This window comes from Corynebacterium sp. HMSC070E08 (assembly GCF_001808895.1).
GTDB classification, from domain to species: Bacteria; Actinomycetota; Actinomycetes; order Mycobacteriales; family Mycobacteriaceae; genus Corynebacterium; species Corynebacterium hiratae.
This window is the reverse complement of sequence record NZ_KV794739.1, coordinates 59,741-75,398: the sequence shown is the minus strand read 5'-3', so window position 1 is coordinate 75,398 and position 15,658 is coordinate 59,741. Positions and strand designations below refer to the sequence as shown.

Below are 15,658 nucleotides of genomic sequence, written 5' to 3'. Positions count from 1 at the left end.
CGCCGCAAATCCACACGAAATGTCCCTTAAGCCGTGGCACGGAGGGCTATCTCACCTACTGCGGCACCTAAGAGTGCAAAACAGAAAGAAACACACCACCGCCCCGAGGTCTCCGTAGGAAAGGAAACGGAGTCTCGGGGCGGTGGTGTGTCTCTATCTTTCACTGCCGCGCTCCCGGTCGGTTTCTCAGGCCGACCGCCCCGCGCGGCTGGGGTTCTCTCTATCTCTCGCATGCGCTCTCTCAAACGCACAACATAAGTATGGAGCATCCTCCTTGGCGAAGCGTTCCGATGCACTGGACGCTTCCTGCCAGTTACTGAGAGTTACCTGCGAAGCGAAACGGGACTACTTGGACTCAAGCTGCAGAGTCTTCTGCGTGTACTCCCACATCTCGTCGTAGAGCTTCTTGTCCTTGGAGAGCTTGGTGCCGTAGGACGGAATCATTTCCTGGATCTTATCGCCCCACTGAATCATGTTTTCGCCGAAGCAGCGCTCCAGCAACTCAATCATGATTGCCGGGGTGATGGAGGCACCCGGGGAAGCGCCGAGCAGGCCGGCGATATTGCCCTCAGGGTTGTTGATGAGGGTGGTACCGAACTCCAGGGAGCCGAACTGCGGTGCACCCGCCGGCTTAATGACCTGGACGCGCTGGCCAGCGATGACGGTCTCCCAATCGGCCGGATCAGCGCTCGGGACGTATTCCTTCAGGGTTTCAACGCGCTTGTCGAAGTCCTTGAGGACCTCGGTCACCAGGTACTTGGTCAGACCAAACTCCTGTGCTGCCACGCCCAGGTAAGAGGTGATGTTGTCCGGACGGATGGACTTGAACAGGTCCAGGTAGGAGCCCTTCTTCAGGAACTTCGGGGACCAGCCACCGTAGGGGCCAAACAGCAGGCCTTCTTCACCGTCGATGACACGGGTGTCCAGGTGCGGCACGGACATCGGCGGAGCACCGACGGCAGCCTTGCCATAGACCTTGGCGTGGTGCTGCTTGACCAGCTCCGGGTTCTTGGAGCGCAGCCACAGGCCGGAAACCGGGAAGCCGGCGAAACCAGAGACCTCACGGACACCGGCCTTGCGCAGCAGATCAAGCGCGTAACCGCCGGCGCCGACGAAGACAAACTTGGCGTGGACAGCCTGGTAATCACCGGTGTGCAGGTTCTTTGCCACCACGCGCCACTTGGAACCGTCACGCTTAATATCGACGACCTCGTGGCCGTAGCGGATTTCGGTGCCTGCAGCCTTAGCTGCGGTGAAGAACTGCTTAGCCAGGGCGCCAAAGTTAACGTCAGTACCGGCATCGGTCCACGAGATGGCAACCTTTTGGGAACCGAAATCACGGCCCTCAGACATCAGGGGCAGCTTCTCCTGGAAGGTAGCGTCATCATCGCTGAACTGCATGTTCGGGAACATGTGGTTGTCCTTCAGCGCGTCAAAGCGGCGCTTCAGGTAATCCACCTGAATGGAACCCTGCGCGAAGGATACGTGCGGAACCGGGTTGATAAAGGCCTTCGGGTCAGTGAGGATGCCGTTGTTGAGCTGGTGGGACCAGAACTGGCGGGACACCTGGAACTTCTCGTTGATGTTCAGGGCCTTGGAAACGTCGATGCGGCCGTTCTTCTCCGGGGTGTAGTTCAACTCGCACAGTGCAGAGTGGCCCGTACCGGCGTTGTTCCACGGGGAGGAGGACTCAAGAGCAGGACCGTCCAAGCGCTCGAACACCATCTGAGTCCAGCTGGGCTCGAGTTCACGCAGCATGGCGCCGAGGGTGGCGCTCATGATACCTGCACCAATGAGTGCGACCTCAACCTCGTCTACTACTTGTGCTGTCTTCTTATCGGAGGACACTGTACTTATTACCTCTTAGAGTCGATGTATTCGATGTGGTCAAATGCCCTGCGCATGTGGGTGCGCAGGGCGCGGTGAGAAAGCGCTCGACGATGCTAAGGCCAAGCCGGCATACAGACCTCCACTCAGGAAGATCCGTCAAGCATTAATTCCACCTTACGCCCCTTCCTGCGAAATAGGCATTCCTCGAAACATAAATGCCCGAATCCCAAACCACCACCCCTTTTGAGGTGCAGGGCATATCAGCTCAGCTCCCCGCCCATCCGGACGGATCTGACCGCACGACCTATCATGAGCTCCATGACATTTGACAAACTCGAATGGTCAGAAGATCTTCTCGGCCCAGACTTTCAGGCTGCCACGCTCGAACTCGGCACCGATCCCGATGGTGAAGGCGATGTCTGCGCGACTCTCGTGCGCTACAGCCCCGCCGCCAACGCCCACGACGATCGCCCCGCCCTAGTGTGGGTCCACGGCATGACAGACTACTTCTTCCACGAGCACGTGGCCCGCTACTTCTATGAGCTTGGCTACGCCTTCTATGCAGTCGATTTGCGCAAATGTGGTCGCTCCCGCCGGGAGGGGCAAACCTGGCACTACATCAGTGATGTGCAGTATTACGATGCCGACCTCAACGCGGCCCTCGACGCCCTCCCCAACCCACGTGTCGTCATCATGGGACACTCCACAGCCGGCACCATCATCGCTCTGTGGCTCGATCGTCTTCGCCGCCACGACCCCGCGCGTTTCAGCCGTATCGCCGGTGTCGTTTTCAACAGCCCGTGGCTGGCCATGATGGGAATGTCGGAGGGCGCTTATGAGGTGGTCAAGCGCATAGTTTATGCCGGCGCTGCTATCGCTCCACGCGTCGAGCTACCCGCCGGGGATCTCACCACCTACGGGGAATCCATCCATTCCCACGAACAGGGCGAGTGGGATTTTGATCGCCGCTTGAAACCGCTGGGCGGGCACGCGAAATACTTGGGCTGGGTCGCTGCTGTTTTCCACGGCTTCGACGCCATCCATTCCGGGCGTATCACCATTGGAGTTCCACTGCTGACGATGACCTCGGCGCGCTCACAACTTGATCAGCCCTATAGCGAGTCCTCCAACACGGCCGATGTCGTCGTCGATGTCCGGCAAAGTCAGCGCTGGGCTAAGGAGCTGAGCTCGCGCTACACCCTCCACGTCGTCCAAGATGGCCGCCACGACCTTTTCCTCTCTCGGCCCGAACCGTTGGAGGACGCGCTGAATGCCGCGGCCGAGTGGCTTCGCGTCGTTGCGCCGATAAACGCAGAACAGCGTGCTCAGTAAGTGTGCGCGCTGCGCGCTCTTCGACCTCCAGAAGCCGCGGCTGTAGAACCTTTAGAATGGTCGCCATGACTTCTGCACAGCACTTTGATCTCGTCATCATTGGCACCGGGTCGGGAAACTCCATCCCCTCCCCCGAGTTTGACGATAAATCTATCGCCATCATTGAAAAGGGAACCTTCGGAGGTACCTGCCTCAACGTGGGCTGCATCCCTACAAAAATGTACGTCTATGCGGCCGACGTTGCGCTTGCTGCGCGTGAAGCCACGCGCCTTGGCGTCAGCGCCCACGTGGACGCTGTGGACTGGGAGGGCATTGTCAAGCGCGTTTTCGACAACCGCATTGATCTGATCGCCCAAGGCGGCGAAGAGTACCGCCGCGGGGAGGAGACCCCAAATATTACGGTCTTTGACCAACACGCGCGGTTCATCGGGCCAAAGACCCTGCAGGTGGGCGAGGACATTATTACTGGTGGCAACATCGTCATCGCTACCGGTTCGCGCCCGGTACTACCTGAGCCCTACGCCAGCGCAACTGCCCCGATCCATACCAACGAAGACATCATGCGCCTGGATAAACAGCCCCGCAGCCTCATCGTTGTCGGCGGCGGCTACATCGCTATGGAGTTCGCCCATGTCTTTGACGGCCTGGGCACCAAGGTGACCGTGGTCAACCGCTCGGAGACATTCCTCCGCTTCCTCGATGAAGACCTACGCTCACGCTTCAACGTCATCCTGCGAGAGCGTTTCGATGTCCGCATCGGTAGCGCCACGGCGGTGGAAGAAACCGCAGACGGTGTGCGCCTCACCTTGGATAACGGTGACGTCCTGGAAGCAGAGGCAATCCTTGTCGCCACCGGCCGCCAGCCTAACGGCGACCTGATGGATCTCTCCGCCAGTGGGATCGAGATGCACGAGGACGGACGCATCAAGGTCGACGAGTACGGCCGCACCACTTGTGAGGGCGTGTGGGCGCTGGGCGACGTCTCCTCGCCCTACATGCTCAAGCACGTCGCCAACGCGGAGCAGCGAGCAGTGCAGCACAATCTGTTGCACCCAGAGGATCTTCAGCCCATGCCCCACGAGCACGTTCCCGCCGCCGTCTTCACCCACCCGCAGATTGCGACCGTGGGCCTCACCGAAGCCCAGGCCCGCGAGCAGGGCTACGACGTCACAGTGAAGGTACAGAACTTCGGCGATGTCGCCTATGGCTGGGCCATGGAGGATTCAACGGGCGTCTGCAAGCTCATCGCCGACCGCTCGACCGGTCAGCTCCTCGGCGCTCACCTCATGGGCCCGCAAGCCTCCACTCTCATACAACAGTTAATCACCGCAATGAGCTGCGGCCTCGACATGCGCACGTTCGCCCGTTCACAGTATTGGATCCACCCGGCGTTGCCGGAGGTCGTCGAAAATGCCGTTTTGGGACTAGAGTGGCTAGAGTGATCGTTACAGATCGTTCAGTGATTTATTTCACACTACCCTTGAACTAATTTCCCCTTATTTATCTATTGGCATTACAAGGCCACCTTAACGCCCGCAACATCACTCAGCCAGCTTTCAGGGTTTAACCCAATTTGGGGGTACCCCTGCCGCTTGCGTAAAAGAACGCTCCAACTAGCGTGCATTTTGGCTGACCGTTGGATAGGTTTTATACAGACACCGGAACGAGTCGATGGTCTCTGTCGGCTCAGTGTGTTTTGGGGATACCAAACTCATCCCTATCCCTGTGAATCGAGGCTCCTCCGCCAGGAGGCCTTGCACGTACGACATTAAGGAATTTTGATATGCGTATCCGCAATGCAGCCCTCGCCGGCGCTACCGCTCTCGCAGTTGCCTTCGGCGGCTCCACCGTTGCCACCGCAGCCACCTTCGACGGCTCCAACACCACCGAAGCTGTCGAAGACGCAAAGGGCGGTCAGCCTTACGACAAGCCTGAGGGCTCCCTGTCCTCCAAGGTTGGCGGCTGGTTCAACGTCGACGAGGACGACAACATCGGCACCGAGGCTGACGGCCGTGCCATCTTTGGTTCCTCCAAGTCTGAGCACTGCGATGAGGGCGAAGCTGGCGAGTGCACCACCATCGGCGACCAGCCGACCTGGGCCAAGACCTTCTACGGCGTAGGCGTTGCTAGCGCCGTCGCTTCCATCGCCGGCCTCATCGGCGTGGTCTACAACTTCTTCGTCCACGGCCCGTCCTTCTAAGACGCCCCACACACTTTCCGAAAGGCTTAAACTTCATGCGTAACTTCCGCACCGCCGCTGTTGCTGCTGCAACCGCCGCCTCCGTTGCTTTCGCTGGCACCTCCGTTGCTTTCGCTGCTGAGAACACCGAGGAAACCTCCCTCTCCTCCGAGCTGTCCTCCGCAAACGAGAAGGTCAAGGAGGACGACAGCGACGCTACCCTGTCCTCCAAGTGGGGCGACGCTACCGAGGGTGACAAGAAGGTCACCGGCGCTGACCTCTTCGGCGAGAACACCGCTGATGACACCACCAACCCGACCTGGGCTAAGGCTTGGCGTGAGGGCACCTACGCTGCTATCGGCTCCGCCATTGCAGGTGCCCTGTTCGCTGCGTACAACTTCGCTGTGTACAACCACATCATTCCGGCACACGTGCTGGACCCGATCTTCCGCCGCTAATTAGTACGCGGACTCGCTGATTAGCTCAGCGCCTTAGAAAGCGCCCATCTCCTTATACGGAGGTGGGCGCTTTGTCTATCTCCGACCTCTGGCGCAACGGGCGCACGCACCCCCTCCAAACTGACGAAAGTGCTCCGGATCCTTGAAGAATCCGGAGCACTTTCGTCAACAAGGGCAGCTCTATGCGTCTTAAGAGGTACTGTCTTAAGACCGAGCCTTACCGCCTCTTAGGCTAGTCGAGTTCACCAGGCAGGGTAAGAATCTCGTTTCCATCATCGGTGATAACGATGGTGTGCTCGAACTGGGCGGTGAACTTGCCATCGGTGTTCTGGACGGTCCAGCCGTTGTCCCAAATCTCATAGTCCAGCGATCCCAGGTTGATCATCGGCTCGATGGTCAGCGTCATTCCCGGCTCGAGGATGTCGCGGTAGGTCATAGAGTCATAGTGCAGCACGACGAGGCCGTTGTGGAAGGTGGGGCCCACACCGTGGCCAGTGAAATCGGTAACCACGTTGTAGCCGAAACGATTGGCATAAGACTCAATAACGCGACCAATAACGTTAATCTCACGGCCGGGCTTCGCCGCCTTGATGCCGCGCATCATCGCTTCCTTCGTGCGCTCCACCAACAGCTTGTGCTCCTCCGAGACATTGCCGGCGAGGAAGGTGGCGTTGGTATCGCCGTGCACACCATTCTTGAAGGCAGTGACGTCGATATTGACGATGTCGCCATCCTCAATCACCGTGGTATCCGGGATGCCGTGGCAGACAATCTCATTGAGGGACACGCAGCAGGATTTCGGAAAGCCCAAGTACCCCAGCGTCGACGGGTAGGCACCGTGATCGCACATGTACTCGTGCGCAACGCGGTCAATCTCATCCGTGGTCACGCCGGGAGCAACAGCTTTCCCGGCTTCCTGCAGAGCGTTGGCCGCGATGCGTGAGGCCTCACGCATAGCCTCAATGACCTCCGGGGTCTGCACAAACGGCTCGCCCTGCGCTTCCTGGACCGTATCCTTCCACACGTACTCTGGGCGTTCAATATCCTTCGGTACCGTGCGGATTGGAGTATCTTTTTCTTGTTTCAGCATCGCGCGCTTAGTCATAACTACTCATGGTAGCCCTCTTCCCCAGCACCCGACAAAGAGCACCATTGGCGCGCTCATAAGCGCGCGCTATTGCTCTTGTGCGGGAGCAACCTCGCCGTGGCCTTCCGCGCGGAAGGCGTCCAAACGCTGTAGGAAGTTATCAGTGATGTTGACCGAAATCGTCGAGCCACCGCCCAACACCACGAGTGTGGCAAAAGCAATGTCATCATCGCGGAAGCCGGTAAACCACGCGTGCGAGCCGTCGTTGATTTCTGCCTCACCGGTCTTTCCATAAATGGTTCCCTGTGCTTGCATACCCGCCGCAGTACCGCTCGCCACCACCTGACGCATCATGTCCCGTACCTGATTCAGCGTCTCTTCACTCGGCGCGGGGACCTCCTCGGAAACCTTGGTCTCCCGTGTCTCGATGAGAGTCGGCGTCGGGGTCTTGCCAGCCGCTACCGTCGAAGAAACAAGCGCCATGCCAAAGGGAGAGACAAGGTCAAGGCCCTGGCCATAGCCGGCTTCCGTGCGTTCAAGCGGGGTTTCTCCCTCTGGGATCGATCCGGTAATCGTCGAGAGCCCCGGCACCTCGTAGTCGATGCCCAGCCCGTATTGCTTGCCCACGTCGCGAAGCTCACCCTTGGGGAGGTCGGTCGAGATCTGCGCGAACGTGGTGTTGCAGGATTGTGCAAAGGCTTGGCGCAGCGGTACCGAGCCGAGCGAGAACCCGTTGTAGTTGGTCACGGTGCGCCCGTACAGATCCATGGTGCCCGGGCAGGGCACGATGGAATCTGTGGACAGGCCTTGCTTGTCGACGCCCGCCGAGGCCGTAATAATCTTGAAGACCGATCCGGGAGGGAACTGGCCTTGGAGGGCGATGTCGCCCTTCTTATCTGCTTCCGGGGTTTGCGCCACGGCCAGAATTTCGCCCGTGGAGGGGCGCATGGCCACAATCATGGCCTCGTACCCGGGGTGCAGATTAATGGCTTCTTGCGCAGCACGCTGAACGTCATAATCCAGCGAAACCTTGATGGACGGAGCCGCTTCGGGCTCGTGATACTCGACGTCGGATAGCGCAGCCCCGTGTTCGTTCACGACAGAGACGGACCAACCATTCTTGCCATCGACTTCTTCAGAAACCATGGATCGCACACGGGAGAGGATGTCGGGTGCCAGGCCGGTATCGCGAGTGATGAGCGCCGGCTCCTCATTGAAGCGAATCCCCTTCTGGTTTTCCAGGACGGGACGCAGCCTCGCTGCCTGGGCCTCGTTGAGAATGGTGACCGAGTAGGAGCCATCGATTCCTTCGAGGTTTGTGGCAAGTTCGCCAGAATCAACCTCCGGAATGGAATCATCCTCCCGATGCGCTTGGCTCAAAGCGCCGGAAATCTTAGCTGCCAGCGGACGCGGGTCATCGACAGCGTCGGTATCGACAACAAGGCGGTATTGCAGCCCCGGTGACATCAGCTCGACGCCATCGGAGGAGACCACGCCTGCGCGCTTCGGCGCGACTGAGCGCAGCTCGAGGTGCTGGTGTGCGCCGAGATCGGGGTGAATGATGCTGGGCTGCCAGCGGACAGTCCAGTCCTTGTCCTTGCGAGTCAAGGCCATAGACGTGTCATAGCGGAGGGAACGATTACGCGGCAGCGTCCACGTCACTGAATAGTGCGCGGTGGCCTGAGCCTCTTCCTGATCTACCCCGGTCAGCTCGACGTCAAGGCCCTCTGCTTGGAGGCCGGCGAAGGTGGCGTCGAGGGTGTTCGTGGCGGTGGTTCCGTCATCGATCAGCTGTACCAGCTCTTCATTGTTGCGAGTTTCCATGCTCTCAAGAAACTCTTCTGCAATTGGGCGCGCGGACACCGGCTTGGGGGTACATCCCACCACAGACGACGCCGCGAAACCTACCGCACCCAGCAGCGCCACGAACCTCTTCATGCTTGGGCAGCGTAGCAGCCTGGGGCGGCGCGGCGGCCACCCCACACCGCAGGGCGTGCTACTTGGTAACGCGAACCTCAGCCTTGGCGCCTTCCACGGCCTCGAGGCCTTGCTCCTCCGCCAGGCGCATCGCTTCTTCGATGAGCGTTTCCACGATCTTGGATTCAGGAACGGTCTTGATGACCTCACCCTTGACGAAGATCTGGCCCTTGCCGTTACCGGAGGCCACACCGAGGTCTGCATCGCGGGCCTCGCCCGGGCCGTTCACCACGCAGCCCATGACGGCCACGCGCAGCGGGAATTCCATACCGTCGAGGCCCTCGGTGACTTCGTTGGCCAGCTTGTAGACGTCCACCTGTGCGCGGCCACAGGACGGGCAGGAGACAATCTCCAGCTTGCGCGGGCGCAAGTTGAGGGACTGCAGGATCTGGTCGCCGACCTTGATTTCTTCCACCGGATCCGCCGAGAGGGACACGCGGATGGTGTCGCCGATGCCTTCGGCAAGCAGGGCGCCGAAAGCAACCGAAGACTTGATGGTGCCCTGGAATGCGGGGCCGGCCTCGGTAACACCGAGGTGCAGCGGGTAGTCAGACTGAGCGGCGAGCTGGCGGTAGGCCTCCACCATGACGACTGGGTCATTGTGCTTGACGGAAATGGCGATATCGCCGTAGCCGTGCTCCTCGAAGAGGCCAGCCTCCCACAGTGCGGACTCGACGAGGGCCTCTGGGGTTGCCTTGCCGTATTTCTCCATGATGCGCTTGTCCAAGGAACCTGCGTTGACGCCGATGCGAATCGGAATACCGGCATCGCCCGCCGCCTTGGCAACTTCCTTCACGCGACCATCAAATTCCTTAATATTGCCCGGGTTAACGCGAACAGCGGCGCAGCCGGCGTCGATGGCAGCGAAGATGTACTTGGGTTGGAAGTGGATGTCGGCGATCACCGGGATCGGAGACTTCTTGGCAATCGCGGGCAAAGCCTCCGCGTCAACCGTCTTCGGGCAGGCAACGCGAACGATGTCGCAGCCCGATGCGGTCAGCTGGGCAATCTGCTGGAGGGTGGCGTTAACGTCGTGCGTCTTCGTCGTGGTCATCGACTGCACTGAAATGGGGTGATCAGAGCCCACGCCCACCTGGCCAACCATGAGCTGGCGCGTCTTGCGGCGCGGCGCCAAGGTAGGAGGTGGGCCGTCGGGGATTCCAAGACCAATAGGGGTCGACATGTGCGCTCCTTGCTAATTGGGGTTTAACGCCCCCACTCTAGCACCGCACAAGACAGCGGGATCACTAGCCAAAGAGCCGAATCGGGTTGACCACATCCGCAATCATGATGAGCGCGCCCACCGCCATGAGGAGGAAAGCCAGCACATAAGTAATCGGCATGAGCTTGGTATAGTCTGCCGGCCCCTTCGGCTCCTTGCCCATGAGGCGGCGCAAAGCATCGCGGATCTTCTCATAGATGATGACGGCGATGTGACCACCATCAAAAGGCGGCAACGGGATGAGGTTAAACAGCGCGAGGAAGAAATTGAGGGTGGCCAACATCATAAAGAAGGAAGACCACAGGCTGCGCTCCACCAGTTCACCGCCTACGCGGGAAGCACCCACCACGGACATCGGCCCGTTGACATCGCGCTCCTGCCCAAAGATGGAAGCCACCACGCCAGGGATTTTCGCTGGGAATTGCGCGAGTCCTTGGACCGTGGCGTTGAGTGCATAGCCCGAGTAGCGGGCGGTCGCCGGGATAGCGTCGACAAAGGAGTAGGTCTCCCTGATGTCGATTACCTGGTTACTCATGCCGATGGCACCGACCTCCACCAGTTGCCCCTCGGCGTTGAGCCGGGTCACCGTCGCCAGGGTGATATCGAAGTCACGCGGAGCGCCATCGCGCTCAACGGTGAGGGTGACGGTATCGCCGGGATAGTTCATGACCGTATCGCGCAGCTGCGCGAAGGAGTCCATGGTCTCGCCATTGAGTGCTAGGACGATATCCCCGGACTCCACGCCCGCCTCACCAGCTGGGCCCAGCCCTTGGCAGGAATCTAGGGTGCCGTCAGCCTTCTGGTTCACAGCACAGGACACTTCACCAACGCGCGGACGGACATCCGCGTCTGGGTTGGGCAGGCCCGTGGTCATGGCGATGAGCAGCAGGATAATGAAACCCAACAAGAGGTTCACCGTGATGCCGCCGGCCAGCACGATGACGCGCTGCCACGCCGGCTTCTTGTACATGGCGTAGGGCTCTTCCTCCTCTGTGAGGAACTCATCCTGCGCCGTCATGCCCGCGATATCGCAAAAGCCACCCACTGGAAGAGCTGCGAGGCCGTATTCGGTGTGGCCGCGCGTAAAGGATGCGACGCGCGGACCAAAGCCAATGAAGTAACGCCGCACACGCATACCGAAGGCACGGGCGGTGAACATGTGGCCGGCCTCGTGCAGGGCAACGGTAATGCCGATCCCCAAGGCGAAGAGGACTATGCCGAGGACATTTGCCATAAAGTAGACGGCTTTCTAACGAGCGAGTGAATCCACCAACGCATTTGCGCGACGGCGGGCCTCACCTTCCACGGCGAGGACATCATCGACGCTAGAGGGTACACCAGCGAACTCCGAGGCCTGACCCACGACGTGGCTAACCACGTCAACAATTTCCGGGAAGTGGATGCGGCCCGCCAGGAAAGCAGCCGCTGCCTCCTCGTTCGCAGCGTTATATACAGCGGCATGCGTGCCGCCGGCAGCGGCCACCTCGCGGGCAAGGCGAACGGCTGGGAAGGCTTCGTCATCGAGCGGCTCGAAGCGCCAGTCATGAGCGGCGGAAAAGTCCAACGCCGGCTGAGCGCCGGGTACTCGGTGTGGCCAGTCCAGCGCCAACGAGATCGGCAACTTCATCGACGGCGGGGAACACTGCGCAATCGTGCAGCCATCGGTGAAGGTGGCCATGGAGTGCACGATGGATTGGGGGTGAACGGTGACATCAATAAGGTCCGGGTGGATGTCGAACAGCAAGGTCGCCTCGATGAGCTCAAGGCCCTTATTCACCAAAGTCGCCGAATTCAGGGTGTTCATCTGCCCCATCGACCACGTCGGGTGCTGCGCTGCTTGCTGCGGGGTGACATCCCACATCTCCTCGCGGGTCCACCCGCGGAAAGGACCGCCAGAGGCGGTAAGAACGAGGCGCTCAAGCTCCACACCGCTGCCCGCACGCAAGCATTGCGCCATGGCGGAATGCTCGGAATCCACCGGAATAATCTGCCCCTCCCCCGCCAAGCGGGTGACGATGGAGCCGCCGGCGACGAGAGATTCTTTGTTCGCCAACGCCAACAGCTCGCCCTTCTCCAAAGTGGCGATGGTGGATGCCAAACCCATGGATCCAACAAGCGCGTTGAGAACCTTATCCGCATCGATGGCCTTGACAAGTTGTTCTGCGGAGTCTGGGCCCGACAGCACAGCGCCGCCGAGAGCCTCGGAAACGGTGCGGGCTGCTTCGGGCTTAGCGACGGCCACGTGGTCAAACGAAAGGTTGAGAGCGCGGGCCTGCTCAATAACGAGCTGTGGGTTGGACCCACCGGCAGCGATACCCACGACTGTGAATTTATCCGGATTATCCGCGATAACTTCCAGAGCCTGGGTGCCAATCGAACCAGTAGAGCCGAGAATCAGAATGCGTTGGGTACTCACCCTGTTCACCCTAGCCGGAGTCATAGGCGCTCCGATAGCGAAAGGCGGGGGTGTTTAATCGCGGTTGTCGGCAGGATCATTTAAACTACTACACAGAATAACTGGCATTTTTCGTGCGCTCGCTCGAGTCAACAAGTTCTAACCAGGGTGAGCTGCATGTACACGCAAAGGAGAGCAAGTGTCTTCCCACAAGCCGGCATCGCAGGTTTTCGACGGCGTATCCACCGATGACGTCCCGTCCGCAGGTTTCGGTTGGTCCCGCATCAGCCGCTCGGGCGTACAGATCGCCGGCTGGACGTCCGTCGTCTTCCTGCTTGCTTATAACTTTGGTAACCACAAGGGCCACGTGGAGACGATCTGGCTCATCACCCTGGCAGTCCTTATCGCCCTCGGTTTGGTGATTTACACCCTGCAGCCGAAGCTCTCCCAGGTGCGCACCCTGACCGCCCGTAACAAGCCGGTAGGCCACGAGGAGCCGGACTGGGCATACGAGCAGAAGACCGTTCACAACGTCTACGCTTCCCTGACCGATGATGAGCTACGTGCCCTCAACATCGAGCCTTCTCGCGTTGCCCACCTTCGTGGTGTGACCGAAGGCCGCCACGCTGCCAAGCCGGTGGCTAACTAACGCTTCTTCGCTTTAAATAAAGCTCCCTTTCTGCAGTTCACGAATGGCCTGCTAAAAGGGAGCTTTGTTTTATCTTTTTCGCCCCCTAGGTCACGTAACGGTTGACCACCGCGTAGATTTCCGGGGTTCGCTCCTGTGCTCTGTTTCCGGCAAAGCGCCAGACACCGGCGTAAACCAGCGCCGGAACCAGCAGCGAAACCATTACTGCAACGTAAAGCAGCCAGCCTCCTCGCTCGTAAACGAGGGCAGAAACCACGATCCCCGGAAGCGCGGGCACCCATACCAACAGCATGCCGACAAACGCAGTGAGGAAAGCACCAGCGGAATAGCCAGATTTATCATTCCACCGGTTCTGCCCAGGGGCGGACAAGGGATAAGGATTGAGCACCGTCAACCCCAAGCCCACCGCCGCCGTGGAGATAAACACTCCTAGGGCCACAGCTGTGCTCAACATGCCCAAGGTGACGTCATCACAAAAGACAAGAACCACTACGGCAAGCAGAACAAACCCAATCAAAGGAATAGTCACGTGTGCGAGGTGGCGCGCATGAAGGATGGTGCGCGGGGCAACCGGCGCCACCATGTGGACCCAGTTCGATGGCCCGTCGAAGCCATAATCATTAGCCAAGAGCGAAGAGAGCACGATTGCGCTGAAGCACAGCATAAAATAGGCGGTGAAGTCCTCGCCCTTCCACAGCTGATAGAGCGTCACCACGCCAAACAGAGGCATCATGTACAGCATGCCTGTTTGCCGCTTGTCACGGGTGAGATAACGCAACGCGCGGGTATATTCCATCGCCGCCGGACTGGAATAAGACCACGCGCCCAACTCCAACTTGGATACTCCCTTGCCCGTCACCTCGCTGGCTGCGTCACCACCCGCTCCCGGATTGCGCATGAGGCCGGTTATCTGACGGGACCACACCCATGCCAACAGGCCAAGGCTGGCCACCGCGATCAGTAGTTGGGCTAGGGCGGTGATGAGCTGGCCGTCGGCAAGCGCGAGCGCCCACCCCACCCCTGCGCCAAACGGGGTCCAGGCGCTGACAGCGCCTACCGTGTTTAGCGGCGGCAAAGACTCCAAGACGCTCTGCGCCTGCAGCATGCCAAAGACGAGCAGGCCCATAACCACCATCGCCGCGATTTGGGTGCGGGATTTCTGGGAATCTGCGATAGCGGAAGCCACTTGGCCAAGGCATTCGCCGAAGATAATGGTCGTGACACACGACAGAACCATGCCGACGACGAAGGGCACTGCGGCCCACCCAGGCCCCGTCAGTATAAGGAAGATGCTGCCGATGATCGCATATACCAGGGAAAAGACAACCGACATGATGGCGCGGGTAGTCAACAAGCTGGAAAGGAAGAGGCCCGGAAGAACCTCGCGGGGAGTCAGAGGAAGAGCTCCCAGGGTTGTCGGGCTCAACTGGTTCTCCCCCGCCGGCATGAAAAGAGCGAGGAGAACGTAGATGAGCATGCCGCCTGCCACCCCGACGGTCAGCGCTTGGTAACCGTGACCCGGGGTGGTGATATCGGAATACACCATGAAGGCGAGCGAAACGAGACCGATAGCCCCGTAGAGAAGCATCATCAGCCCCATGATGAGCGTCGACGGGTTGGAGGCGACACTGCGCCACCACAGGGTGCGGTGAAGCCTGAACAGAGTGGACGTCATTCGCGCTCACCTGCCGACGGGGAGCGCAGCCACCCAAACTTCGAGACGTCCAGATCCCGTCCCCCAACGGCCGCGATGAACAGATCGCTCAGGCTTTGGCCCTGGCGGACATCCTCAACGTGGCCTGCGGTGATGACTTGGCCGCCGTTGATGATCGCAACGTGATCGCATAGACCCTCAACAAGCTCCATGACGTGCGAAGACAAAATAACCGTGCCGCCACGCGCAGCATAGGCGCGCAGCATCTGCTGGATGAGGCGCCCGGAGACCGGATCCACGGCTTCCAGCGGCTCATCCAAGATGAGCACCTCTGGGTTGTGCAGGACGGCGCCGGCCAAGAGGATCTTTTTGGTCATGCCGGCGGAATAATCCGCGATGCGTTTGTCGGCGGCATCGGAGAGGGAGAGGGCGTCGAGAAGCTCCTGCGCACGGCGCAGCGACTCGGCGCGTTCCAGCTTGTGCAAAGCACCGAGGTAGTGGAGATACTCAGCGCCCGTGAGGCGGTCAAAGACCGGCGCACCATCCATGAGCAGACCCATGGCCCGCTTGGCGGGAATGGGCTCCTCCCACACATTGTGACCAGCGATGAAGCTGGAGCCCGAATCGGGACGCTGGAGACCACAGGCCATGGTCAGCATCGTGGTCTTGCCCGCACCATTGGGCCCCACTATCCCGTAGATGGATCCGCGTGGAACATCCAAGTCGAGGCTATTGACAGCGATCTGAGAACCAAAGGACTTGCGCAGGTCGCGCACCGCAAGAGCTTGGGTGCGCGGATCGGCGGCTAAGTCCGCACGATAAGGATGAGTCATAAGCATTAACAGTATCAAGAACCATTAATGCTTCGTTCTCCA

The 15,658-nt window shown here is 59.9% G+C and carries 13 protein-coding genes; 5 read left to right on the top strand and 8 right to left on the bottom strand.

Annotation, left to right across the window (positions count from 1 at the left end):
- Positions 1-345 precede the first annotated feature (345 nt).
- Positions 346-1,848 carry a malate dehydrogenase (quinone) gene (mqo, locus tag HMPREF2526_RS03110; protein ID WP_070545811.1) on the bottom strand — a complete coding sequence of 501 codons (1,503 nt, stop codon included), beginning with the start codon at positions 1,846-1,848 and terminating at the stop codon, positions 346-348.
- Between the two features lie 300 nt (positions 1,849-2,148).
- On the opposite strand from mqo, the gene HMPREF2526_RS03105 reads away from it, so the two are divergent.
- From HMPREF2526_RS03105 to HMPREF2526_RS03090, 4 genes are all read left to right on the top strand, one after another.
- Positions 2,149-3,162 carry an alpha/beta hydrolase gene (locus HMPREF2526_RS03105; protein ID WP_070545814.1) on the top strand — a complete coding sequence of 338 codons (1,014 nt, stop codon included), beginning with the start codon at positions 2,149-2,151 and terminating at the stop codon, positions 3,160-3,162.
- Between the two features lie 56 nt (positions 3,163-3,218).
- Positions 3,219-4,604: a mycothione reductase gene (gene mtr, locus HMPREF2526_RS03100; protein WP_070545809.1), complete on the top strand. Its 1,386-nt coding sequence runs from the start codon at positions 3,219-3,221 to the stop codon at positions 4,602-4,604.
- A 341-nt stretch (positions 4,605-4,945) separates the two neighbouring features.
- Positions 4,946-5,362: a hypothetical protein gene (locus HMPREF2526_RS03095; RefSeq protein WP_049155406.1), complete on the top strand. Its 417-nt coding sequence runs from the start codon at positions 4,946-4,948 to the stop codon at positions 5,360-5,362.
- A 35-nt stretch (positions 5,363-5,397) separates the two neighbouring features.
- Positions 5,398-5,799, top strand: coding sequence for a hypothetical protein (locus HMPREF2526_RS03090; protein WP_070512652.1), 402 nt, complete (start codon positions 5,398-5,400; stop codon positions 5,797-5,799).
- Between the two features lie 232 nt (positions 5,800-6,031).
- Here the strand turns inward: HMPREF2526_RS03090 and map are convergent, their stop codons facing one another.
- From map to dxr, 5 genes are all read right to left on the bottom strand, one after another.
- Complete coding sequence (gene map / locus HMPREF2526_RS03085; protein ID WP_046648064.1) at positions 6,032-6,904, bottom strand: type I methionyl aminopeptidase; 873 nt, start codon at positions 6,902-6,904, stop codon at positions 6,032-6,034.
- A gap of 69 nt (positions 6,905-6,973) precedes the next feature.
- The gene (locus tag HMPREF2526_RS03080; RefSeq protein WP_070545806.1) at positions 6,974-8,824 is read right to left on the bottom strand and encodes a penicillin-binding transpeptidase domain-containing protein; all 1,851 of its coding nucleotides are present in this window, start codon (positions 8,822-8,824) and stop codon (positions 6,974-6,976) included.
- Positions 8,825-8,882: 58 nt separating this feature from the next.
- Complete coding sequence (gene ispG, locus HMPREF2526_RS03075; protein ID WP_070545804.1) at positions 8,883-10,046, bottom strand: flavodoxin-dependent (E)-4-hydroxy-3-methylbut-2-enyl-diphosphate synthase; 1,164 nt, start codon at positions 10,044-10,046, stop codon at positions 8,883-8,885.
- Positions 10,047-10,110: 64 nt separating this feature from the next.
- On the bottom strand, positions 10,111-11,319 hold the full coding sequence (locus tag HMPREF2526_RS03070; RefSeq protein WP_049155399.1) for a M50 family metallopeptidase: 1,209 nt from the start codon (positions 11,317-11,319) through the stop codon (positions 10,111-10,113).
- 15 nt (positions 11,320-11,334) lie between these two features.
- Positions 11,335-12,525 (bottom strand): 1-deoxy-D-xylulose-5-phosphate reductoisomerase, encoded by a 1,191-nt coding sequence (gene dxr / locus HMPREF2526_RS03065; RefSeq protein ID WP_070512646.1) that lies wholly within the window; start codon positions 12,523-12,525, stop codon positions 11,335-11,337.
- Positions 12,526-12,679: 154 nt separating this feature from the next.
- On the opposite strand from dxr, the gene HMPREF2526_RS03060 reads away from it, so the two are divergent.
- Positions 12,680-13,129, top strand: a complete 450-nt coding sequence (locus HMPREF2526_RS03060; RefSeq protein WP_070545802.1) for a DUF2631 domain-containing protein — start codon at positions 12,680-12,682, stop codon at positions 13,127-13,129.
- 85 nt (positions 13,130-13,214) lie between these two features.
- On the opposite strand, the gene HMPREF2526_RS03055 is transcribed toward HMPREF2526_RS03060, so the two are convergent.
- Together HMPREF2526_RS03055 and HMPREF2526_RS03050 are read right to left on the bottom strand one after the other, a co-directional pair.
- Positions 13,215-14,804 (bottom strand): ABC transporter permease, encoded by a 1,590-nt coding sequence (locus HMPREF2526_RS03055; protein ID WP_070545800.1) that lies wholly within the window; start codon positions 14,802-14,804, stop codon positions 13,215-13,217.
- On the bottom strand, positions 14,801-15,622 hold the full coding sequence (locus tag HMPREF2526_RS03050) for an ABC transporter ATP-binding protein (RefSeq protein WP_070512639.1): 822 nt from the start codon (positions 15,620-15,622) through the stop codon (positions 14,801-14,803). Before HMPREF2526_RS03050 ends, HMPREF2526_RS03055 begins: the two co-directional genes overlap by 4 nt.
- Between the last annotated feature and the right edge of the window lie 36 nt (positions 15,623-15,658).